This window comes from Streptomyces daliensis (assembly GCF_054782395.1).
In genome coordinates this window covers 1-20,910 of record NZ_BAAGSO010000043.1, presented here as the reverse complement: position 1 = coordinate 20,910, position 20,910 = coordinate 1, and the positions used below count along the sequence as shown (strand labels likewise).

Sequence of the window (20,910 nt, the reverse complement as noted above, 5' to 3'; positions counted from 1 at the left end):
CGGATGACGAGATCGTCGCCGAATACTTCGACATCGGCAGCTCGCGCTCCCTCCCCTGGCCCCGCCGACCACGAGCAGCCGCCCTGCTCTCCGCACTCAAGCAACAGGACCGCGGCTTCGACGCCGTGGTGATCGGAGAACCGCAGCGCGCCTTCTACGGCAACCAGTTCGGCCTCACCTTCCCCGTCTTCGTCCACTACGGAGTCCAGCTCTGGGTCCCCGAGGTCGGCGGACGCATCGACCCCGACTCCGAAGCCCACGACCTGGTGATGTCCGTCCTCGGCGGCATGAGCAAAGCCGAACGCAACCGCATCAAGATCCGCGTCCGCTCCGCCATAAGCGCCCAGGCCAAGATCGAGGGCCGCTTCCTGGCAGCACAAGCACGAATCCCTCATCGACGTCGACAACGTCGCCCTCGGTCACCAGACGAAGCTCGCCTGGAATCCGGAAGACGCCTGGATCCACTCTGACGGGCCCGCTCACGCCGCGTTGACCAGCAACGACACATTTCGGCGCGTACAAGATCGGATGGCCGCCCGCTCCCCCGCCTCCACCGGCAGACAAGTCGTCCGTACGCGGCACCCCTACGTCTTCAGAGGAATGGTCCTCCACAAGACCTGCGGCCGACGCATGCAGGGCAACTGGGTACGCGATCGGGCCCGTTACCGCTGCCGCTACCCCGAGGAGTACGCGCTGGCCAACACACTCGACCACCCGCTGAGTGTCTCCCTCGACGAGGACGACCTCGTGGGCCCTCTCGACGCCTGGCTTGCCCGCACCTTCGCCCCGGACCGGATCGAGCAGTTCCTGATCGAGCAGTCCCTGCTGGCACTAGAGGCGGCCCAGCCGGATTCCATCCCACAAGCGGATCACGCCCGACGAGTCATCCAGGAGTGCAACCACAAGTTCGCCCGGCACCGTGCGGCGCCTCGCCTCCGCATCCCAGCGGGACGGCATACGGATGAACCGCGAAGCGATCCGATCACTCGTCGAAGGACTCGGCGGGCTGCTCAGCGCCCTCCGCGCAGCGGATCCCCACGACAAAACAGAGGTCTATCGGCAACTCGGGCTCCGCGTCACCTTCGACCACGAAAAACGGGTGGCCCTGACCGAAGTACGGCCAGAACCGCCCGAGGGCATAGTGTTTGTGGGCCACCGACGAAAGGCCCTCTACCTGCAGTACGGCTGAGTCTGACGCCGGGATTTCCCGCGCACTTGAAGATCGTTTCCCTGCCTCCTGGTCAGGCTCCATTGCGCTCGATGAGTGGTTCGCACAGGGATAGCGTCCGGTTGGGCAGGGCGCCCCGAACTCTTCTCCGTAATCCTCGTCCGCCCGCGTCGGTAATTTGCCGGGCTGCCTGCGGCGTTCACGGATTTGACCTCTGGGGAGATCCTGTGCAACGAGGCAGTCGCCCAAGCCATCCGGAACTGGCAGGTCGCAGACCGGGCCGACCTGTAGGTGTTCCCCGTCGCTCGGACGGTCCCGCGTCCGGCGAGACCGCCCGCGCCGCTGCGTGAGAGGCGCCGGGTACGCGAGCAAAGTGTCGGCTACCTCTGCGTGCATGACGAGCGTGCCGACAAGGCTGCCGCGCAGTGCGGCGTCGACGGCGGGTGCGCGGCCGCTACGTGCGGGATCTCGCGGATCATGCGCTTGGCGGTCGGCCCGCGCGGATCGAGTTGAGCGTGCGCCGTCCGTACTGCACGAATTCGGCCTGCCTGAAGGGCACTTCCGCCCCTCTCTGGAGCGTCAATGACGAGGCAATGCGTCATTGACACTCCCGGCTGTACCCGAGAACCGATCCACGCCCGGTGACGGAGGCGGACCTGAAGGTGCTGCTACGTGCCGCCTGACCGGGCCCGCAGGTGACGGCCGGTGTGGGGGCGGGCCCCATCCGGTGAGGGCACGCTCGCGTGCCTCGGGCACCGCCGGATCCCACGGACCCGACAGCCATTTTGATGGTCGCCCAGGCCGGACGACCGCCCTGGGCGGAGTCTCACACCAGCCGCACGGAAAGCACTCCTACCGGTAGTTCGTAGAACCTGGGGTAGTTGGACCTGAGGAGCGAATGTGGCGGACCTGCGGACGGAAGCGGGCCCGCCGTGTGCCGGCGACCGACGGCGGCTGCGCGCCGTCCGTCCACGCCGTTGCCTTCCGCAGCGGTCCCAGGCCTCGCCTGCACCAGCTCGGGGTGGCTACTTGCGAGTCGTACCTGACGGCGTCCCGCACCTGATCAGCTATGCCCTGTTGGAGGAGTCCGCCGTGCCGGTCTGCGCTGACGGGGTTGGCTGACGCGAGCGTACGGACGCGGCGCGGCACCCAGTTGCCGCGCCGCCACAGCACCGCCATTCACCTTCTTGCCGCCCTGGAACAGGAAGCAGATCCGTACAAGGAGGCGTGCCGGCGAGGGCCGGCCCCGCTGGTGACCGCTACATGCGTACGGCGCCGCCGCCCTCGGAAGGCTCGGGGGGTCCCGGCCGGTACAGGAGCAGGGTCAGCAGGCAGCCGATCGCGAAGAACAGCGCCGACCACCAGTAGGCGGTCGAGTAGCTCTCGATCGCGGCTTCTGCCTGTACCTGCGCCGTGGGCTGTTTGTCGACGAGGTAGTTGGTCGCGGTGGTCACGGCGAGTGTGTTGAGTAGCGCCGTGCCGATCGAACCACCCACCTGTTGGCTGGTGTTGACCATCGCGGAGGCCACTCCCGCATCGTGCGTGGCGACGCCGGCCGTGGCCAGGTTCATGCCCGTGGCGAAGATTGGCCCATGCCGATGCCGGCCACGCACAGCGGCGGCAGCACGTGCGCCGCGTAGCTGCTGTCCAGGCCGAGCGCGGTCAGCCAGGCCATCGCTCCGGCCGCGAGAGCCATGCCGAGCGGTACGACCAGCTTCGGTCCGAACCGGGGCACGACCACGTTCGTGGCCAGCATCGACGAGGCCACCATGAAGACCACCATGGGCAGGAAGGCCACGCCTGTGGAGACCGGCGAGTATTCCAGGATCTGCTGCAGGTAGTACGTCAGGAACAGGAAGACACCGAACATGCCGACACCGGCGACGAACATGGCCAGGAACGATGCCCCGCGGGTGCGGTCCAGGACGACGCGCAGCGGCAGCAGGGGATGCGCGGCCCTCGTCTGCCACCAGGCGAACAGGGCCAGCAGCACCGCACCGGCCACGAGGAAGCCCCAGACCTCCGCATCGCTCCAGTCGTGTGTCTCGGCGTTGGAGAAGCCGTAGACGATGCAGAACAGTCCGGTTGTCACCAGGATCGTGCCGGGGATGTCCAGCTCCGGGCGGTCGTCGGGGCGGCCGCCGCGCAGCAGGACGGCGCCGCCGATCACCGCGACGACGGCGAAGCCGATGTTCACGAACAGGCACCAGCGCCAGTCCAGGTACTCGGTGAGCACGCCGCCGAGCAGCAGTCCGACCGCGCCGCCTGCGCCGGCGATCGCCCCGCACACGCCGAAGGCTTTCGCGCGCTCTTGCGGGTCCGTGAAGGTCGTCGTCAGCAGGGACAGTGCTGCCGGCGCGAGCAGGGCGCCGAAGATGCCTTGCAGGGCGCGTGCCGTCACCAGCATGTCGAAGCCGGTTGCCGCGCCGCCGAGGGCGGAGGCCAGCGCGAAGCCGACGAGGCCGATGATGAAGATCCTCTTGCGGCCGACGAGGTCGGCGATGCGGCCACCGAGGAGGAGCAGGCTGCCGAAGGCCAGGGAGTACGCGGTGACGATCCACTGGCGGCTGCCGTCGTCGAACCCTAGGTCCTGCTGGGCCGAAGGGAGGGCGATGTTCACGATCGTCGCGTCGAGGACGACCATGAGCTGGGCGATGCCGATGACGCCGAGGATGAGCCATCGGTGCTCGTGTGCACCGCCGGCGTGTGCGGAGCCCTGACCCGGCGGCTCGGTTGCGGCGGGGGTGGATTCCGGCGGACGCTCCATGGAGGCCTCCTGATGCACCCCCATGCGGACGACCGCAGACTAGGCCGAAGGGGAGGGCGTGGCCACCGGAGCCGATGCAGGTCCGGGCCCGGCGGTGACCGTGGTCCTCGCCGCGCGCGTGATCGCGGCTTGCGCGGGCACCGCTCCCGCACCGGCCGCGCTGCTTGCCGGGGTATCACCGACATGGAGTGAAATGTGACCCGCACTCGTTACGAGCGAGCCGCCCGCCAACGGGGAGCCATCGAGCCGCCGTCCGATGCCGCGGTGGTCGCCAGTGTGGTGCTGGTGACGGGCCTGGTGGTGGCGATCGGCGCATTGACGGGATCCCTGGTGCTGCTGCTCGGACTTCTGGTGTTTCTGCCGGGCACAGCGGCCACGCTGTGTTCTGTGCGGCAGACGGCGGCCGTCGCCGCGTGGTCCACCCTCGTCGTGAGTGGTGCCTTACTCGAGCGGTACGAGGACGGCCAGTCGTGGTTCGACACCATCCTGATGGTGCTGCTGACAGCTGCCTTGAGTGCGGCCCCGGTCTACGCCTGCGACCGGCGCATCCGTCACGAGTACGAGCTGGTGCGGCTGCGCACCACCGCCGCGGTCATGCAGCGGCACATCCTGCATCCACTGCCGCTCCTCACCGCCGACGTTCTGGTCGATGGGGTCTACGAGCCGCTCCAGGAGGACCGGCTTGTCGGTGGGGACGTGTACGACGTCGTGGAGACACCTTGGGGACCCGAGTGCTGATCGGTGATGTGCAGGGCAAGGGGCTGCCCGCCGTCGGCGCTGCGTTCGCCGTGATCGGGACCTTCCGCGAGGCCGCTCACCGAGAGCCCACCCTGACCGCGCTGGCCGGCGCGCTGGATGCATCTGTTGTCCGGCACAACTCGTATGCGGAGCGCACCGGTGACGACGAACGGTTCGTGACCGCACTCGTCATCGGCATCGACACCCGAGACGAAGTACAGGCCATCAGCTGCGGCCACGAACCACCGCACGTCGTGCACGACGGCGCCGTCACCACGCCGGCGGTCGATGCGGGGGTGCCTCTGGGGCTTTCCGACCTCGCAGAACAGCCGGTCACCGTAGGCTGGTTCTCCTTTCCGCCCGGCGCGACCCTGCTGCTGAGTACCGACGGCCTCACCGAGGCGCGCGCCCCCGACGGCACCTTCTACCCGCTCGGCCGGCGGCTTGCGGCCCTCGCCGCCACCGCGCCCAGTGAGCTGCCGAAGGCCCTGCACGACGATGCACGGGCGTTCGCGGAGGGCGGCGCACCGCACGACGACATCGCCGTCCTCAGCGTGCGCCGATCGCCCTGCACCTGAACACCGTTCATGCCAGGGGCCCGCCGGGCTCGGTCAGATCGCCACCTCCCAAGTTCCCCGGGAGTCCAGGTAGAAGTCTTCTCCGACCATGAGGCCGTCTCGGAAGGGGATAACGATGGCCTGCCTGGCCCGTTGGACGAAGTCGTCGTCGACCGTGCCACCGTCAGGCAGGGGGATGCCCGCTTCGACCAGAGCCTGGCCGGGCATGCGCATGCGCGCGTACCCGTCCCAGGCGATGGCGTCGTCGTTGATGAAGAAGTGGTCGACCTCGACTTCGAGGCTGTCCATGTTCAGTGAGCCGTTGGCCATGTTCGTCAGGTAGTTGGCGTGCACGGTGTCCCTGCCGATGGCAGGTCCTCCGCTGTGCTCGACCATGGCGAGGTCGCCGTAGTAGTGGTAAACACAGTCCGGCACGAGCGTCGCCATCGTTCGGTCGATGTCGTGGTCGCGCACCTCGGCGACCGAGTGCTCGATCAAGAGGCCGATCATCGCGGCATGCTTCGGATTCTTCGTCTCGGCCTTCCGGGCTTCGAGGAATTCGATGAACCGTGCCATGTCGGGCCTGCGGGCACCGGCTCGCGTCGATTCCTCGTCTCGTTCAACCGTGGCCATGTCTGCTCCTCGAGGTCTGGATACCGGTCTGTCGACCGGGTCGTTGGGGTGTTGGGGCGTGGCGCTCAGAGGGGGATGCGGATTCCGTGGTCAGTTCGGCCACGAGCCGTCCACGGTGAGGTCGCCGTGGCCGCCCTTGCGCCTCGTTCCGGGGGACGGGTCGGGCCATCCGGCCAGGTGCAGGTGCATGGTGCTGGCGGCGGTCAACACCTCGATGAAGTACGGTCCGTCCGCCTCGATCGCCCGGCGGATCGCGGGAGCGAGCTGCTCGGACTTCTCCACCCGCTCGCCCGGCACGCCCATGCCCGCAGCGACGGCGGTGTAGTCGGTCTCGGGGAGGTCGGTCCAGTGCTTGGCGGGAATCGAGCCGGGGCCTCCGTGTTCGCGGCCGCGCCGGCCTCCGTACAGGCCGCCGTTGTTGAGGACGATGGTGACGACCTTGAGTTGACGTTCAGCGAGCACCGAGAGCTCGCCGCAGTCGTAGTAGAAGCCGGCGTCGCCGCCGAGACTGACGACCAGGCGGTCGGGTGCGGCGAGCTTGGCGCCGATCGCCACCGGCAGGCTGGAGCCAAGTGCCGCGTAGTGGAAGCCCAGGGGCGCGGCGAAGCCATCCGGGTACTTCGACTCCCGGTACATCATGCCGGGCACCGGGAATCCTTCGTCGTTGACGAAGACGGTGCCTGCGGGGACCTCTTCGGTGAGGATCTGGCCGACCGCGGCAGGCATGATCGGGTCAGTGCCGACGAACGATGCCAGGGTTGCGGCGTACGAATCCTTCGCCGCCGCGATCTCGACGACCTGTGATGCGTGCGCGCGGTGTCGGCTCCGTGCGCCGGAGGCTTGCAAACTGCTGTTGAGCTGGCCGAGGTACATCTTTGCGTCGGCGACGACGCCCAGTGTCGGCTGGAAGATCCGTCCGAGTTGGGACTGCTCGACATCGACGTGTACGACGCTCGCGGGCTTGGCGAGTGACCACGACAGGGTGGCCGTCTGGGAAAAGGAGAATCCGACGGCGATCCACAAGTCGGCTTCCTCGGCCACCTTGGTGCCGGTCCCGAAGTAGCCCCAGCCGCTCATGTCGCCCGCGTTCAGCGGATGGTCGTCCGGCAGCACCGTCCGTCCCCCGGCCCCGCTGGTGACCACTGGAATGCCAGTCGTGTCGACGAACCGGCGCAGCTCGCCCGTGGCGTCGGCCAGGTGGATCCCCGCGCCCGCCAGGATCACCGGCCGCTCTGCGGCCTCGATCATCTCCAGCGTCCGCCGCACGCTTGCCTCGCCCGCCGCGGGCGGCTCCGGCAGCGCCAGCGGCTCGGTCCTGACCGTGGTCCGCTGGTACATCGCGCCCTGCGTGAGGTCGAGTACCGCCGGGCCGAACTTGCCGGTACTCGCGGCGAGTACGGCCTGCCGGGCGGCCAGCGGCAGGTCTTCGCCGTCGACGACGCGCTTGATGTACTTCGACAGCGGTTTGAGCGCCGGGTAGAGCTCGGTGGCGTCCTGCAGGATGTCGCGCATGTCCCATGCCGCTGCACTCTCCATCAGCATGAGGACCAGAGGAGTGGAGTCGAGCTTGGACGCGTACACGACCGGCGATGCGTGCAGCGCGCCGACACACCAGGTGAGCGCGGCGGACGCGGCCCGGCGCTTCATCCGGTTGTAGCCGTAGGACATCCAGGCCGCGGACAGCTCGCCCCGCGCATTGAAGTCCTTGATGCCGCCGTGCCCGACGATGCTGCGCTCCAGGCTGGTGGAGACACCGCCGGTGTAGCCGAAGACGTACTCGATCCCCGATGCGGCCAGCGTCTCGACGAGAGCGACGGAACCCTCCCGGAAGGGTACGCGCGCGTCCGACCCGGTGCGTACCGCCTCCAGCGGGGCCCGCTCGCTGAAGGCCCCGAAGGCCAGGTCGACGTGGCCCAGGAGCAGGTCACCCTCGACCACGGCCTCGAAGCGCATGGGGGCGGGGTTGTTGCCGATCGGGCAACTCCATGTCAGATTCGACCCGTTGACCGTAGCGGCGCCGGAGCTGACACCGTCCGGATGCCTCAGCCGCGCGGTCAGCGCGGCACCCTCATGGACCAGGCTCAGCACACCCTTCTGCGGTGGCTGCGTCCTCGGACGCAGGGTGTACTCCCACTCGCCGTCGATCGGTGGCGTGGTCTCGCCGGCTGTTGTCATCGAATGCTCCTCCATGTATCTCGTGACGGCATCGGGCCTCAGGCCCCGGCCCTGCCCCGCAGGCACTCCCGCAGATCTCCGCGGCGGACCTTCCCGGACACCGTCTTGGGCAGCTCGGCGACGAAATGGATCTCTCGCGGGTACTTGTACGGCGCGGTCGTCCGCTTCACGTGCTCCTGCAGCTCCTCGGTGAGCTGCGGCGTGGCCGCGGTGCCAGGTCGCAGGATCACGAACGCGGTGACGATCTGCGTGCGTTGCGGGTCGTCCTGTCCGACCACTGCGGCTTCGACGACGGCGGGGTGCTCGACGAGCGCCGACTCGACCTCGAACGGGCCGATGCGGTACGCCGAGGATGTGATCACATCGTCCTTCCGGCCCTCGAACCAGAAGTAGCCGTCCTCGTCGCGGCGCGCCTTGTCGCCCGTGAAGTACCAGTCTTTAGTGAACGCGGCGGCTGTGGCATCGGGATCGTTCCAGTACCCCGCGAAGAGCCCGACCGGCCGCTCGGGCTCGACTTGGATGGCGACATCGCCCGCCTCACCCGCCGGAACCTGTGTGCCCTCGTCGTCGACCACGGCGACGTCGAAGCCGGGTACGGGTTTGCCCATTGAGCCGCTGCGTACCGGCAGGCAGCGGAAGTTGGCCAGCACGTTGACCGTTTCGCTCTGTCCGTAGCCGTCATGGACGAGGAGTCCGCGTGTGCCGTCCTCCCAGACGCGGATCACCTCGGGGTTGAGCGGTTCGCCGGCCGAGACGCAGTGGCGCAGGCGGGACAGGTCGTGGCTTGCCAGATCGGTGGTGACCAGCGAGCGGTACAGCGTCGGCGGCGCGCAGAACGTGGTGACCCCGTGCCGCGCGACGGTGTCGAGGATCAGGTCGGGATCGGGCTTGCGCAGATCCATCTCCAGGACAGCAGCTCCCTGCGCCCACTGCCCGAAGAGCTTGCCCCACGCCGCCTTCGCCCATCCGGTGTCCGACAGCGTCCAGTGCAGGTCGCCGGGGCGGAGGTCCTGCCAGTAGCGGGCTGTGACCTGGTGTCCGATCCCGTAGCTGGCCTGGGTGTGCGCCACCATCTTGGGGTACGAGACCGTGCCGGAGGTGAAGTAAAGAAGCATCAGATCGTCGGCGGCGGTCGAGTCGGCGGGCGTCGGCGTATCGCGGGAGCGGTCGAGGAGGGCGCTCATCTCGTGCCAACAGGCCGCGGGCGCGGGTCCGACAGCGATGCGGTGGGCGAGCAGCGGTAGTCTCCCGGAGACCTCGTCGACCTTCACCGCCCCCTGTCCGTCGGTGATGACCGCGACCGCGCCCGAGCGGTCGATCCGGTATGCGATATCCCCGGAGGTGAGTTGAGGCGTGGCCGGCACAGGAACGGCGCCGATGCGGATCGCGCCGAGCATGGTCACGTACCACTCGCCGATCCGGGGGAGCATGACGAACAACCGGTCGCCCTTGCGGACGCCGAGCCCAGCGAGCGCATGACCCATGCGCCGGCTCGCCAGGACGAGCTCGCGATAGGTGAGTTGCCTGTCCGTGCTGCCGTCGGAACGCAGTACCAACAGGGCGAGTTCGTCCGGCGTCTGGCGGGCCTTGCGTTCCAGGACGTCCGATACGAAATTGAAGCGTTCGGGAATCCGCCAGCGAAAGGCAGCCCGCTCGGCCTCGTAATCCTGCATGTTGGGAGCGGCGTCGCGTCCCGGGCGAGTTACCGACATGCCCTACCTCTCTCCAGTGCCGCAATTCCTGGTCTTCTTCTCAAATTCGTGTGGCGGCAGGTGAGTTCGAGTCTTGGCTGTTCTCGCTGCTGCTGTGAACCCTTCGAAGGGAGGGGTGGTCACCCTTCTTTCGGATGCTCGTCCGGGCCGGTTCGCACGGCTAGGTTCACAGGCCGTCGCCAACACCACGACGGAGGCTGGACGGTATGAGCGTGAAAGAGTTCCGGTTCGACGGACGGGTCGCGGTCGTCACGGGTGCGGGCAGCAATCCCGGTCTCGGGCGGTCCTACGCGATGCTGCTCGCCGCGCGGGGAGCCAAGGTCGTGGTCAACGACCTCGGTGTAGGCCCCGACGGGCGCGGGCAGATCGGCTCCGGTGCACAGGACGTGGTCGCCGAGATCCTCGCGGCCGGCGGGGAAGCCGTCAGTGACGGCCACTCCGTGGCGGAACGTGACGGCGCACGGGCGATCATCGGCACCGCCCTGGAGACCTGGGGCCGCGTCGACATCCTGATCAACAACGCGGGCATCGCCCCGTTCGCGCGCTTCCACAAGATCAGCGACCACGACATCGAGCGCGTGGTCGGCGTCCACCTCATGGGCCACATCTGGATGTGCCGTGCCGCATGGCCGCACATGAGCGAGCGCGGGTACGGGCGCCTTGTCAACATCAGCTCGGGCGCCGCACTCGTCGGCCTGCCCTTCCAGTCGATCTACGCTGCCGCGAAGCTGGGCGTCGTGGGTCTCACCCGCGCCCTGGCCGCAGAGGGTGCCGCACACGGGATCCATGCGAACGTCATCGCGCCGTATGCCGACACGGTCGCGCTCCAGACGATGCTCAAGCCGCACGTCAGTGAGCAGAACCGGGCCGCAGGGATGATCCCGGAAGCCGTGGCCCCGGTGGCGGCATGGCTCGCCCACGAGGACTGCACGGTTTCCGGCAGGCTCCTGGACACCTCGGCGGGGTCGATCAGCGAGGCGTTCCTCAGCCGTACCACCGCCACAGAACCGGACCCGGACCTGAACATCGAGACCGTCTCGGCCGCGGTGGGGCGCGCCCTGGACCGGTCCACGGGGGCTCCGTATCCCGATGGCGGTGAGTTCATCCACGACCAGGTGAAGTAACGGATGTGACGCCCTTCACTCGCTGACCAAATGACGAGAATGGTCAGTTTGGCTATCGTGAGGGCATGGACACCGGTGTGGTCAAGACGGAGCGTGACTCGGGTACGGCGGGCAGGATCCTGGCCGCCGCGAAGGAACTCGTACTCAAGCGCGGAGTGAAGGGCGTCACTGTCGCGGAGATCGCGACCCGTGCACACGTCGGCAAGGGCACGCCCTACCTGTACTGGCCCACGAAGGAAGACCTGATCTTCGACCTGTTCGCCGGGGAGTTCCTGGCATTCGCCGACGACGGGATCGCAGCCTTGACCGCGGACCCGGAGCTCTGCCGCCCGAACCGGCTCTGCCCTCATCTGGTGTGCTGTGCTCTCGGCCGTCCGTTCGTACGCGCCATGGTGCTCGGCGACGCCGATGTACTGGGAGCCCTGGCCGGTCATCCGCGCAGCGAGGAACTGCTCGCCGCCCTCAGCCCCGCCGCTCTCCTGACCGCAGCCCTGCCGCTGTGGCGCCGGCACGGGCTGGTCCGCGACGGCTGGGCTGTCGAGGAACAGGCCTACGCGCTGCACGCACTGATGGTGGGCTTCTCCCAGGCCATCACCCGGACGCAGGTGCCGGGCGACCTCACCGTCACCGACCCCGTAGCGGTCATGTCCGCGGCGGTCACCGCGCTGCTCGGCGTGCAGCGGGACGGCCGCGCCGATGTCCATGCTGCCGCCGACGAAGGGATCGGACTCCTCAGCGAGCGGAAGGAGGCGGCGTCCGCGCTGGTCACGGCGCGGGAAACGGAGAAGGCGAAGGCGTCGGCACCCGTACGACGCGGGTGAGGGGATGAAGATTCTCCTGGTCGACGACCAGCCGGTCGCGCGCCGGGGACTGCGCGCGGTGGTGACCGAGTCCTTCGAAGGATGCGAGATCCTGGAGGCCGACAACGCGGTGGCTGCCCTCGACATCAGCCGACGCGAACGTCCCCGAATGGTGCTCCTGGACGTCAGGATTACCGGCCCCACTCCACCGGGCGAACTGTGCCGCACATTCCGCGAGTTGGTTCCCGATGGGGTCCTCGTCCTCGTGACCGCCATTGATGACGCGTCGGTGATCCACGCATGTCTCGACGCGGGAGCGGACGGATGCCTGCTCAAGGATGTATCCGAGGCCCACCTGGGCGCCGCGCTACGGGCGATCGCTGCCGGCGCGTTCGTGGCCGACCCGCGGATCGTCAGACAGATCGGCCGTGAGGCAGCAAAACCGCTGGTCGCCGAAGCCGTACGCCGAGCAACGCAGAAGCACGTCACGGATGAGCACGCCGCTCATGAGCCCTCCCGTGAAACCACGTCCACGGCGTTTCTCACGGACCGTGAGCACGACGTACTGACTCTGCTTGCGCACGGCTTCTCGAACCGAGTGATCGCCCGAGAGCTCTACCTTTCCGAAACGACTGTGAAGGGGTATGTGCGGGGCCTGCTCACCAAATTGGAAGCCCCGTCCAGGCTCGCGGCCGTGATCCGCGCCTATGAACTGGGCCTGGCACCACTTCCCGGGCAGGGATCCCCAGAACCCTAACCGCCGTGTTCCCGCCAGGTGAACCCTCATAAAGGAGGGGATGGTTCCCTCCTTTTGAATCTGGTCGGCGTCGGCCCCCCGTGGTCGTCTTGCTTTGAGCGCTTCGCAGGAATCCTGCGCAACAGTCGCGCTCGACGGCAAGGAATGGGAAGCATGCAGATATTGGTGGACCGCGGGAAATGCCAGAGCTACGGCAATTGCGTCGTGGCCGAGCCGCGGGTATTCGACCTGGACGAGGACGGGATCGTCAAGGTCCTCGTCGAAGCTCCTTCGGAGGAGCTGCGTGAACAAGTGAAGTTCGCCGTACTCGACTGTCCGGCACGAGCACTTCAGCTCGAGGGCTGATGCCGGCCCCGAAGCGACGCGTCGTCGTGGCCGGCGCCTCACTGGCCGGTGTGCGCACGGCACGGGCGCTGCGCGACCGCGGCTTCGACGGCGAGGTGGTCCTCGTAGGGGCCGAGGACCACCTGCCCTACGACCGGCCGCCGCTGTCGAAGAAGATCCTGGCAGGCCAAGTGTCCCTGGACGAGATCCAGTTGCTGTCCCACGACGAGGCGGACGCGCTCGACCTGGAACTCAGACTCGGATGCCGGGCCAGTGCCCTGGACCCCGCCCGCCGGACGCTGGCGCTCGACACCGGCGAACAGCTCCGCTACGACGACCTCGTGGTCGCGACCGGCAGCGCCGCCAAGATGCCACCCGGCTGGGAGGCCTACGCGGGCGTGCACGTTCTGCGCACCGCCGATGACGCCCTCGCACTCCGCTCCGCGCTCGCCGGCGCGCCCCGTGTGGCCGTCGCCGGGGGCGGCTTCATCGGCTGCGAGGTGGCCTCGACCGCTCGTGCCCTGGGCTGCGACGTCACGGTGATCGAGCCACTCGCGGCGCCGATGGCGCGGGTGCTCGGCGACGCGACGGCGCTCGACCTCGCCGGAATCCCTCTGGACGCGGGAGTACGGCTGCGCTGCGGCGTAGCGGTCGAGCGTCTTGAAGGCGGCGAGCGTGTGGAACGGGTCTGCCTCACGGACGGCAGCGTCGTCCCCGCCGACGTCGTGGTCGTTGGGATCGGGGCGCGGCCGGTGACCGACTGGCTGTCCGGTTCGGGCGTGGCCGTGGCCGACGGGGTGCTGTGCGACGAGCACTGCGCCACCTCGGTCCCCGGCGTGTACGCCGCGGGCGACGTGGCGCGCTGGCGCAACCCGCTGTTCGGGCGGGAGATGAGGATCGAGCACTGGACCAACGCGACCGAGCAGGGCGCCTTCGTCGCCCGGACGATCCTTGAGGGCCGGCAGACCGGTGGCTACGCGCCGGTGCCCTTCGTCTGGTCCGACCAGCACGGGGTCAAGCTCCAGATCGCCGGCGTCCCGGACCCGTCCGACCGGGGCAGGATCGTTGAGGGCTCGGTCACGGAACGGCGCTTCGTCGCGCTGTACGAACGCGAGGAGCGGCTCGCCGCGGTGCTCGCCGTCAACTCGCCCAGAAGCATGCTCACTTACCGGCGCAGACTCGCGCAGCCCACGGCCGGCGAGGCCCCGGCCTCAGGCCGGCTCGCGGCACGACCGTCCGCGTGACCAGGAGAACGAGAAATGACGCAACAAATACCCGGCTTGGAGAAGACGGTATGACCGAGCTGAACGAGAAGCCCGAAACCCCTGCTGGGCAGCACACCGGAGCTGTCGGCCCCGGTCCGCTGAACGGATCGATGCAGACCTTCCTGTCCGAGGTCCAGAGCGACCTGGCGCAGGGCATGCTGTCACCTCGTGTGCTGAACGACCCCGAGCTGCACCAGGCCGAGTTGGAGCACATCTTCAACAAGTGCTGGGTGTTCGTCGGCCATGTGTCGGAGATTCCGAACAACGGTGACTACGTGCTGCGGTACATGGGCGAGGACCAGTTCATCATGGTGCGGGACGAGCAGGGCGAAATCCAGCTCCTCCTCAACAGCTGTATGCACCGCGGTTCGCCGGTGTGCCGGGCGGAGAAGGGCAACAGCTCGCACTTCCGCTGCCCGTACCACGGCTGGATCTACAAGAACTCCGGTGACTGGAACGGCGCTCCCCAACGTGCCAAGGCCTACCGGAAGTTCGACGGCGCCGACTGGGGCCTGCGCAAGGCACCGCAGGTGGACACCTACCAGGGGCTGATCTTCGCCTGCCTGGACCCGGACGCGGTCTCGCTGCGCGAGTACCTCGGGGACATGTGCTGGTACCTGGACGTGCTGCTCGGACTCAACGAGCAGGGCATGACCACGGTGGGCGATCCGCACCGCTGGGAGGTGCCGTCCAACTGGAAGTCGGGGGCCGACAACTTCGTCGGCGACGCGTACCACGTGATCGCCCTGCACCAGTCCCTGGAGGAGATCGGGGTCCTGGGCGGGGATGTGGCGAAGGGGGTGGGCGCCAACTTCCATGTGGCGCTCGACGGCGGGCACGGCCTGATCGTCACGCACATGCCCATGCCCGAACCGCTCGGCTACATGGGCTTCCCGCCCGAGGTGCACTCGACGTTCGACCTCAAGGGTCTCGACGAGAACCAGCGGGCGTTCCTCGACGGCGACCACGGGGTGGTCGGATTCACGATCTTCCCGAACCTGTCGTTCTTCCGGTCCTTCGGAGCCACGGAACCGGGCAAGCCGCCGGCGGTCTTCACACTGCTGCGGCAGTGGCAGCCGAAGGGGCCCGAGAACTTCGAGCTGTGGAACTGGTCCCTGGAGTGGAAGTCGGCGCCGAAGGAGTTCAACGATGCGGCCTACCGCGCGGGCGTCGGCTCCTTCGGCCCCTCGGGGATCTTCGAGCAGGACGACACCGTCGCCTGGGCCGGCGGCCCGCCCACCGGCCGCTCGGTCTTCGCCCGCAAGACCATGAAGTTCAACTATCAGATGGGCATGGAAGGCATGGGCGACTACGCGATCCGCGAGGACTGGATGGGTCCCGGAACCGCCAGCACTACTCCGTGGGGCGAGATGAACCAGCGGCGCTGGTGGCAGCAGTGGTCCGACCGGCTGATGGCTCAGTGAGCCCGGCGCGAAAGGGAAAGCGATGACGATGGAACGGACCCTCACGGCCCTGGCCAGCGCGGAGTTGGAGCGTTCCTGCGCCCAGTTCCTCTACCGGGAGGCTGAGCTTCTGGACAACACCGACTACGCGGGCTGGATAGAGACCTGCCTGTCACAGCAGCTGGAGTACCGGATACCGATCCGCACGACACGCGTGCGGACGTCACGTGACGCGGAGTTCAGCAGGACCGGATTCCACATGACGGACACGTACGCGACCATGCGTACGCGGGTCGACCGGCTCCTCACCGAACACGCGTGGGCCGAGGACCCGCCCTCCCGCACCCGGCGCGTGGTCACCAACGTACGCGTACGGGAGCTCGGGCCCGACGAGGCGGAGGTGAAGAGCAACCTCATGCTGTACCGGTCCCAGGGCGACACCGCCGGCTACGACCTGATCGTCGGCGAACGTCAGGACGTCCTCGGCGCGGAGGACGGTGGGTGGCGGCTGCGCAGTCGGCTCGTCCTGCTCGACCACACCATCCTCGGCACCGCCAACCTCGGCGTCTTCCTGTAGGGCGGGGTCTTCGTGAGAGCGTACGAAGACGGTGCCGCAGGTGAAGGCGCCGATACCGACGAGGGCCCTGCGTTCCAGATCTCCAACGAGTTCGCCACGATCCGTCTACGCAAGGTGCACACGCGCAACGGTGAGCGGGTGGAGATCGTCGCGCCGAGACGTGGTCTGCGCATTCTGCTCGATGCCGTGGAGCTCGAGAGCCTGACGTGGCAGACACCCGAGACGTTCTCCGGCTTCCTGAGGGCTTCGATCGGGCGTGACGGCAGCGGGGACGAGTCACGCATGGCCTGACGGGGAGGGCAGGGGGGCGTCGGCCGCGCATCGATCTCGGTGCGCGGCCGAATGCGTGGTGACCCCGGTCATCGCACGGTCCGGTCAAATTCCTCCGGAGTGAGGGCGGGGCGCGGCAGGGGCGTCGCGGCGTTTCGCTCGCTGCGCAGGCCGTCCAGGATGAGGGTGAGGTAGCGCTTCCACAGGTCGGGCGTGACCGTCCGGGTGTGCTGGGTGACCGTCCCGAGCATGAGCTGGATGAGGGGGAAGTCGGTCGGCTCGATGTCGTCGCGCAGCTGTCCGGCCTGCTGGGCGCGCGTAAGGATGGCGCTGAGGTTGGGGGTGAGGCGTTCCTGGAGTGCGTTGGACCGGGCTTTGCCCTGCGCACTCTCCAGGAGCACCTCACGCAGCCCGCGGCTGTGCGCGAAGTCATCGCCGGAGGCGGTGAAGATCTGCACCAGCCCCTCCCAGGGGTCCTCGTGGGCCAGGGCGGTTTCCGTGAGATCGATCAGGTGCTGCAACGCGTCCTCGAAGACGGCCTCGATGAGTTCCTCGCGGTTCGCGAAGCGGCGGTAGGCGGTGCCGACGCCGACGCCCGCGTGGCGGGCGATGTCGTCGAGGGTGACATCCAGGCCCCGTTCCGCAAAGAGCTCCTGACCTGCGGAGATGAGGCGGCGCCTGTTGCGTTCGGCATCCGCTCGCAGGGGGCGCTTCTCGGGGGTTTTGGGGGTGGTTCTACGACTCATGGAGTCCACTGTACCCAGGCAAGCGGAGATACCTTCTCCGATTTGGTGCTACGGTGGATCAGTAAGCGGAGAAGGTATCTCCATTTGAATCCTCGTGTTCGGAGCAACCGATGAGCTCACTCACCCAGGAGGCGAACCCGCCCCAGCAGGACCCGGCAACCGGCCGGGCCGCCGCCCGTAACGCCGACCGCGGGCGCCGGCGCCGCTGGCTGGTCCTGGCCGTCATCGCGGTGGCCCAGCTGATGGTGGTGCTCGACGCCACGATCGTGAACATCGCCCTGCCGTCGGCCCAGGCGGACCTCGGCTTCTCGGACGGTGACCGGCAGTGGGTCGTCACCGCCTACTCGCTGGCCTTCGGCAGCCTGCTCCTGATCGGCGGGCGCATCGCTGACCTCATCGGCCGCAAGCGGGCCCTGATCATCAGCCTCGTCGGGTTCGCCGGAGCCTCCGCACTTGCCGGTGCCGCCTCCAGCTTCGAGGTCCTGGTCGCCGGCCGTGCGCTGCAGGGTGCCTTCGGCGCACTGCTCGCCCCCACTGCGCTGTCACTCCTCACGACGACATTCACCGACGCCAAGGAGCGTGCCAAGGCGTTCGGTATCTACGGTGCGGTCGCCGGTGCGGGCGGCGGCGTGGGCCTGCTGCTCGGCGGCTTTCTCACCGAGCACTTCGACTGGCGCTGGACTCTGTACGTGAACCTGATCTTCGCGGCCGTCGCGCTGGTCGGTGCCCTCGCCTTCCTGCCCAAGCAGGGCCGCGACAAGAACGTGAAGATCGACTGGCCCGGCACCGTCACCGTCACGGCCGGCCTGTTCGCCCTCGTCTACGGCTTCGCCAACGCCGAGCACGACGGCTGGTCCTCCGTGGGCACCTGGGGCTTCCTCGCCGCCGGTGTCGTACTGATCGGCGTGTTCGTGTGGCTGCAGAACCGCGTTGCGCACCCGCTGCTGCCGCTGCGGATCCTGCGTGACCGTGACCGCGGCGCCGCCTCCATCGCGATGTTCGTCTCGGCGGCCGGCATGTTCGGCGTCAACCTGTTCCTGACCTACTACCTGCAGCAGATCCTCGGCTACTCGCCGATGGAGACCGGCCTGGCCTTCCTGCCGATGATCGTCGTCGTGATGATCGGCTCGACCGTGGCCACCACGGTCCTGGCCCCGCGGGTCGGCCCCAAGCCGATCGTCCCGCTGGGCATGGCGCTGTCCGCCGTCGGCCTGCTGTGGATGACCGGCCTGGACGCCGACTCCACCTACCTCGCCCACGTCATGCCGCCGCTGCTGGTCTTCGCGCTCGGTCTCGGCCTGGTCATGTCGCTGTCGATGTCGACGGCCACCGCGGGCATCGACGCGGCCGACGCCGGTGTCGGCTCCGCCAGCGTCAACACCATGCAGCAGATCGGCGGCTCCATCGGCACGGCCCTGCTGTCCACCCTGGCCGCCGGCGCCGCCACCGACTACATGGTCGGCAAGACGCCCACCCCGGACGCCGCCATCCAGGCCCAGTTGGAGAGCTACTCCACCGCCTACACCTGGTCCGCGATCTTCTTCGCAGTCGGCGCGGTCGTCTGCGCCTTCATGTTCCGGCGTGGCGCCGTCAAGCAGGACCCGGACGCCGCACCCACCGTCCACATGTGAGCCCGGCAGTGCCCCGCTCCGAGAAGCCCGAACCCAGAACGTGCGCGACGGGGGTGCCGCATCCCGCCCCCGTATCCCACCCCCGTCGTCGCGGACTCGCAAGAGAGAGAAGGAAGAGACCATGACCACCCGCACCCCCCGCGCCCTGATCGTCGGCATGGGCATAGGCGGCCTCGCCACCGCGATGCGCCTGCACGAGATCGGCTGGGAGCCCGTCATCGTCGAACGCGCCCCCGACCGCCGCCCCGCCGGATACTTCATCGGCCTCTTCGAGACCGGCCGCGCCACCGCCCAGCGCATGGGCGTCCTCGACGCCATCGGCAACCGCGCCGACATGACCAGCGTCACCTACGACATCGAACGGGACGGACGCCGCCGCCCCGGTATGGGCTACGGCGACCTGCCCGGTGGGCCCCGTCTCATCCTGCGCGGCGACATCGAGGCAGCCCTGTACGACACCGTCGCCCCCGTAACCGAGATCCGATACGGCACCACACCGGTGGCGCTGGACGAACACCCCGGCGGCGTCAACGTCACCCTACGCACCACCACCGGCGATGACGCCTCGGAGAACACTGAGCGCTTCGACCTCGTGGTCGGCGCCGACGGTCTGCGCTCCACCGTGCGCCGCCTGGCCTTCGGCCCGCACGAGCAGTTCATGCGCCCGCTGAACCACATCATCGCCGCCACCGTGATGAAGGACCCGATCCCCGGCTTCCGACCCCAGGACGGTGTGGTCCTGGCCGAACCCGGCCGTTCGGTGTGGACCTTCCCCTTCACCGACCACCAGCCCGGACTGCTCTTCAACTACCGCACCACCGACGAGGACGCCCAGTTCCGCCGCCCGCCCATCGACTCCCTGCGCGCTGCCTTCGGCCCCGAACCGACAGGGCCTGTCCTGGAACACCTCCTGCAGCAGTTCGAGCAGGCCGACGACTATCTCTTCGACTCCGTGCACCAGGTCGAGATGAACACCTGGCACACCGACCGGATCGTCGTCCTCGGTGATGCCGCCTGGTGCCTGACCCTCTACTCCGGCATGGGCGCCTCCACCGCCATGGCCGGCGCCGACCTCCTGGGCACCCTGCTCCAGCGCAACCCCGGCAACATCCCCCGCGCCCTGCGCGAATGGGACCAGAAGCTGCGCCCCTTCATGGACATCCAGCAGAAGTCCGGCCGCACCCAGGGCCTGACGATGTTCGTCCCGCAGACCCCCCGCGAGAAGGCCATGCGCACCGTCATGCAGAAGATGCTGAGCCGCCCGGCCGGCAAGAAGGTCATGTCGGCCCTGATGGCCAAGGGCTTCAAGGAGAAGTCCATCGACATCGCTGCCGTCTGACCGCGTCACCCGCATACACGAGCGAAACCCTTATCGAAGGAGCCATGATGACCACGACCCACCCCACTCTGGTCAGCGCCGTCGACCAGCTTCCCGCCGACCCGTCCCGAGTGATGGATTCCTGGTGGTTCACCGCCCGCCTGCAGGCCGGGGACAGCGTGTTCTGGGCGAAGATCCACGCGATGACCGTGCAGGGCACCGTTCACAGCACCGTCGCGCTGATGCAGGACACGGGCGGACACTCCAGCCACAAGCAGTCGAGCGACAGCCCGGACACCGTGACCCTCGCGTCCGAGCGCCTGGACATCCGGACCCCGATCCTGCACATACAAGGAGAACTGACCGGCATGGTCATCGCCGGTGCCACCGACACCGGATCGCTCCAACTCGCCCTGCGGCGTGACGAACCCGTCCTCTACAACGGCGGCTCCGGGCTCTTCCCCTTCTTCGGCGGGACCACCGGACAGTACTCGCTGCCCGGCCTGACCACCTCCGGCACCGTCACCGTGGACGGCATCACGTACGAGGTCAGCGGACGCACCTGGTTCGACCGCCAGTGGGGCACGCCGGGCACCGAACTCCCGCGCTTCACCTGGCTCGGCCTCGACCTCGGCCACGGCCGCTACCTCAGCGTCTGGGACACCACCGGAGACGGCACCTCCTGGCTCACCGAACTCGCCGCCGACGGCACCCACACCATCACCGGCGCCCGGCGAACCGAGCACGACAAGGGCTGGTCCCTGACCATTCCGCGCCTCGACGGCACTCTCGAGCTCACCCACCGCGAACTGCCCGGCTCCGACGACGGCCTCTACGCCGGCGTGTGCGAAGTGACCGGCACGCTAGTCTTCTGAGTCGGGAATTCTGTTCAGATATGAGCTGAGGCGTTCGAGGATCTCGTCGGCGGTCTTGGTCCAGATGTAG

The 20,910-nt window shown here is 68.3% G+C and carries 17 protein-coding genes and 2 pseudogenes; 14 read left to right on the top strand and 5 right to left on the bottom strand.

Features of this window, described 5'->3' with window-relative positions:
• Together ACYVOO_RS09165 and ACYVOO_RS09160 are read left to right on the top strand one after the other, a co-directional pair.
• Positions 1–470 (top strand): recombinase family protein (locus ACYVOO_RS09165; protein ID WP_461015131.1); only part of this gene is annotated, 470 nt, incomplete at its 5' end.
• Positions 471–961: 491 nt separating this feature from the next.
• Positions 962–1,189, top strand: a complete 228-nt coding sequence (locus ACYVOO_RS09160; protein ID WP_461015130.1) for a hypothetical protein — start codon at positions 962–964, stop codon at positions 1,187–1,189.
• Positions 1,190–2,427: 1,238 nt separating this feature from the next.
• Here ACYVOO_RS09160 and ACYVOO_RS09155 read toward each other — a convergent pair.
• Positions 2,428–3,935 (bottom strand): annotated as a pseudogene (locus ACYVOO_RS09155) (MFS transporter).
• Between the two features lie 195 nt (positions 3,936–4,130).
• On the opposite strand from ACYVOO_RS09155, the pseudogene ACYVOO_RS09150 reads away from it, so the two are divergent.
• A pseudogene (locus ACYVOO_RS09150) lies at positions 4,131–5,251 on the top strand (PP2C family protein-serine/threonine phosphatase).
• Between the two features lie 33 nt (positions 5,252–5,284).
• Here ACYVOO_RS09150 and ACYVOO_RS09145 read toward each other — a convergent pair.
• The 3 genes from ACYVOO_RS09145 to ACYVOO_RS09135 all read right to left on the bottom strand — a co-directional run bounded on the left by ACYVOO_RS09145 (position 5,285) and on the right by ACYVOO_RS09135 (position 9,711).
• Positions 5,285–5,863, bottom strand: coding sequence for a nuclear transport factor 2 family protein (locus ACYVOO_RS09145; RefSeq protein WP_461015129.1), 579 nt, complete (start codon positions 5,861–5,863; stop codon positions 5,285–5,287).
• Between the two features lie 90 nt (positions 5,864–5,953).
• The gene (locus tag ACYVOO_RS09140; RefSeq protein ID WP_461015128.1) at positions 5,954–8,053 is read right to left on the bottom strand and encodes a thiamine pyrophosphate-binding protein; all 2,100 of its coding nucleotides are present in this window, start codon (positions 8,051–8,053) and stop codon (positions 5,954–5,956) included.
• A 23-nt stretch (positions 8,054–8,076) separates the two neighbouring features.
• Positions 8,077–9,711 carry an acyl-CoA synthetase gene (locus tag ACYVOO_RS09135; protein ID WP_461015127.1) on the bottom strand — a complete coding sequence of 545 codons (1,635 nt, stop codon included), beginning with the start codon at positions 9,709–9,711 and terminating at the stop codon, positions 8,077–8,079.
• Positions 9,712–9,956: 245 nt separating this feature from the next.
• Between ACYVOO_RS09135 and ACYVOO_RS09130 the strand changes: the two genes are divergently transcribed.
• The 8 genes from ACYVOO_RS09130 to ACYVOO_RS09095 all read left to right on the top strand — a co-directional run bounded on the left by ACYVOO_RS09130 (position 9,957) and on the right by ACYVOO_RS09095 (position 16,291).
• On the top strand, positions 9,957–10,874 hold the full coding sequence (locus tag ACYVOO_RS09130) for an SDR family NAD(P)-dependent oxidoreductase (RefSeq protein ID WP_461015126.1): 918 nt from the start codon (positions 9,957–9,959) through the stop codon (positions 10,872–10,874).
• A gap of 65 nt (positions 10,875–10,939) precedes the next feature.
• Positions 10,940–11,695 (top strand): TetR/AcrR family transcriptional regulator, encoded by a 756-nt coding sequence (locus tag ACYVOO_RS09125; RefSeq protein WP_461015125.1) that lies wholly within the window; start codon positions 10,940–10,942, stop codon positions 11,693–11,695.
• 4 nt (positions 11,696–11,699) lie between these two features.
• Positions 11,700–12,431, top strand: coding sequence for a response regulator (locus ACYVOO_RS09120; protein ID WP_461015124.1), 732 nt, complete (start codon positions 11,700–11,702; stop codon positions 12,429–12,431).
• A 153-nt stretch (positions 12,432–12,584) separates the two neighbouring features.
• The gene (locus ACYVOO_RS09115) at positions 12,585–12,776 is read left to right on the top strand and encodes a ferredoxin (RefSeq protein ID WP_461015123.1); all 192 of its coding nucleotides are present in this window, start codon (positions 12,585–12,587) and stop codon (positions 12,774–12,776) included.
• Positions 12,776–13,999 carry an NAD(P)/FAD-dependent oxidoreductase gene (locus ACYVOO_RS09110; protein WP_461015122.1) on the top strand — a complete coding sequence of 408 codons (1,224 nt, stop codon included), beginning with the start codon at positions 12,776–12,778 and terminating at the stop codon, positions 13,997–13,999. Before ACYVOO_RS09115 ends, ACYVOO_RS09110 begins: the two co-directional genes overlap by 1 nt.
• 50 nt (positions 14,000–14,049) lie before the next feature.
• Complete coding sequence (locus ACYVOO_RS09105; protein WP_461015121.1) at positions 14,050–15,444, top strand: aromatic ring-hydroxylating oxygenase subunit alpha; 1,395 nt, start codon at positions 14,050–14,052, stop codon at positions 15,442–15,444.
• A gap of 22 nt (positions 15,445–15,466) precedes the next feature.
• Entirely contained in the window at positions 15,467–16,000 is a 534-nt protein-coding gene (locus ACYVOO_RS09100; RefSeq protein WP_461015120.1) for an aromatic-ring-hydroxylating dioxygenase subunit beta, read from the top strand.
• A 12-nt stretch (positions 16,001–16,012) separates the two neighbouring features.
• A complete protein-coding gene (locus ACYVOO_RS09095; RefSeq protein WP_461015119.1) occupies positions 16,013–16,291 on the top strand; it encodes a dihydrodiol dehydrogenase in 279 nt (92 codons plus the stop codon).
• Between the two features lie 68 nt (positions 16,292–16,359).
• On the opposite strand, the gene ACYVOO_RS09090 is transcribed toward ACYVOO_RS09095, so the two are convergent.
• Positions 16,360–17,016: a TetR/AcrR family transcriptional regulator gene (locus tag ACYVOO_RS09090; RefSeq protein ID WP_461015118.1), complete on the bottom strand. Its 657-nt coding sequence runs from the start codon at positions 17,014–17,016 to the stop codon at positions 16,360–16,362.
• Between the two features lie 110 nt (positions 17,017–17,126).
• On the opposite strand from ACYVOO_RS09090, the gene ACYVOO_RS09085 reads away from it, so the two are divergent.
• The 3 genes from ACYVOO_RS09085 to ACYVOO_RS09075 all read left to right on the top strand — a co-directional run bounded on the left by ACYVOO_RS09085 (position 17,127) and on the right by ACYVOO_RS09075 (position 20,840).
• Positions 17,127–18,647, top strand: coding sequence for an MFS transporter (locus tag ACYVOO_RS09085; RefSeq protein WP_461015117.1), 1,521 nt, complete (start codon positions 17,127–17,129; stop codon positions 18,645–18,647).
• Positions 18,648–18,768: 121 nt separating this feature from the next.
• Positions 18,769–19,986, top strand: coding sequence for an FAD-dependent monooxygenase (locus ACYVOO_RS09080; RefSeq protein WP_461015116.1), 1,218 nt, complete (start codon positions 18,769–18,771; stop codon positions 19,984–19,986).
• Between the two features lie 44 nt (positions 19,987–20,030).
• Positions 20,031–20,840 (top strand): lipocalin-like domain-containing protein, encoded by an 810-nt coding sequence (locus ACYVOO_RS09075; protein WP_461015115.1) that lies wholly within the window; start codon positions 20,031–20,033, stop codon positions 20,838–20,840.
• Positions 20,841–20,910 lie beyond the last annotated feature (70 nt).

Excerpts from the sequence above, each read along its gene's own strand:
- ACYVOO_RS09160 (WP_461015130.1), top strand. The coding sequence starts at position 962 with ATGAACCGCGAAGCGATCCGATCACTCGTCGAAGGACTCGGCGGGCTG.
- ACYVOO_RS09145 (WP_461015129.1), bottom strand. The coding sequence starts at position 5,863 with ATGGCCACGGTTGAACGAGACGAGGAATCGACGCGAGCCGGTGCCCGC.
- ACYVOO_RS09140 (WP_461015128.1), bottom strand. The coding sequence starts at position 8,053 with ATGGAGGAGCATTCGATGACAACAGCCGGCGAGACCACGCCACCGATC.
- ACYVOO_RS09135 (WP_461015127.1), bottom strand. The coding sequence starts at position 9,711 with ATGCAGGATTACGAGGCCGAGCGGGCTGCCTTTCGCTGGCGGATTCCC.
- ACYVOO_RS09130 (WP_461015126.1), top strand. The coding sequence starts at position 9,957 with ATGAGCGTGAAAGAGTTCCGGTTCGACGGACGGGTCGCGGTCGTCACG.
- ACYVOO_RS09125 (WP_461015125.1), top strand. The coding sequence starts at position 10,940 with ATGGACACCGGTGTGGTCAAGACGGAGCGTGACTCGGGTACGGCGGGC.
- ACYVOO_RS09120 (WP_461015124.1), top strand. The coding sequence starts at position 11,700 with ATGAAGATTCTCCTGGTCGACGACCAGCCGGTCGCGCGCCGGGGACTG.
- ACYVOO_RS09115 (WP_461015123.1), top strand. The coding sequence starts at position 12,585 with ATGCAGATATTGGTGGACCGCGGGAAATGCCAGAGCTACGGCAATTGC.
- ACYVOO_RS09110 (WP_461015122.1), top strand. The coding sequence starts at position 12,776 with ATGCCGGCCCCGAAGCGACGCGTCGTCGTGGCCGGCGCCTCACTGGCC.
- ACYVOO_RS09105 (WP_461015121.1), top strand. The coding sequence starts at position 14,050 with ATGACCGAGCTGAACGAGAAGCCCGAAACCCCTGCTGGGCAGCACACC.
- ACYVOO_RS09100 (WP_461015120.1), top strand. The coding sequence starts at position 15,467 with ATGACGATGGAACGGACCCTCACGGCCCTGGCCAGCGCGGAGTTGGAG.
- ACYVOO_RS09090 (WP_461015118.1), bottom strand. The coding sequence starts at position 17,016 with ATGAGTCGTAGAACCACCCCCAAAACCCCCGAGAAGCGCCCCCTGCGA.
- ACYVOO_RS09085 (WP_461015117.1), top strand. The coding sequence starts at position 17,127 with ATGAGCTCACTCACCCAGGAGGCGAACCCGCCCCAGCAGGACCCGGCA.
- ACYVOO_RS09080 (WP_461015116.1), top strand. The coding sequence starts at position 18,769 with ATGACCACCCGCACCCCCCGCGCCCTGATCGTCGGCATGGGCATAGGC.
- ACYVOO_RS09075 (WP_461015115.1), top strand. The coding sequence starts at position 20,031 with ATGATGACCACGACCCACCCCACTCTGGTCAGCGCCGTCGACCAGCTT.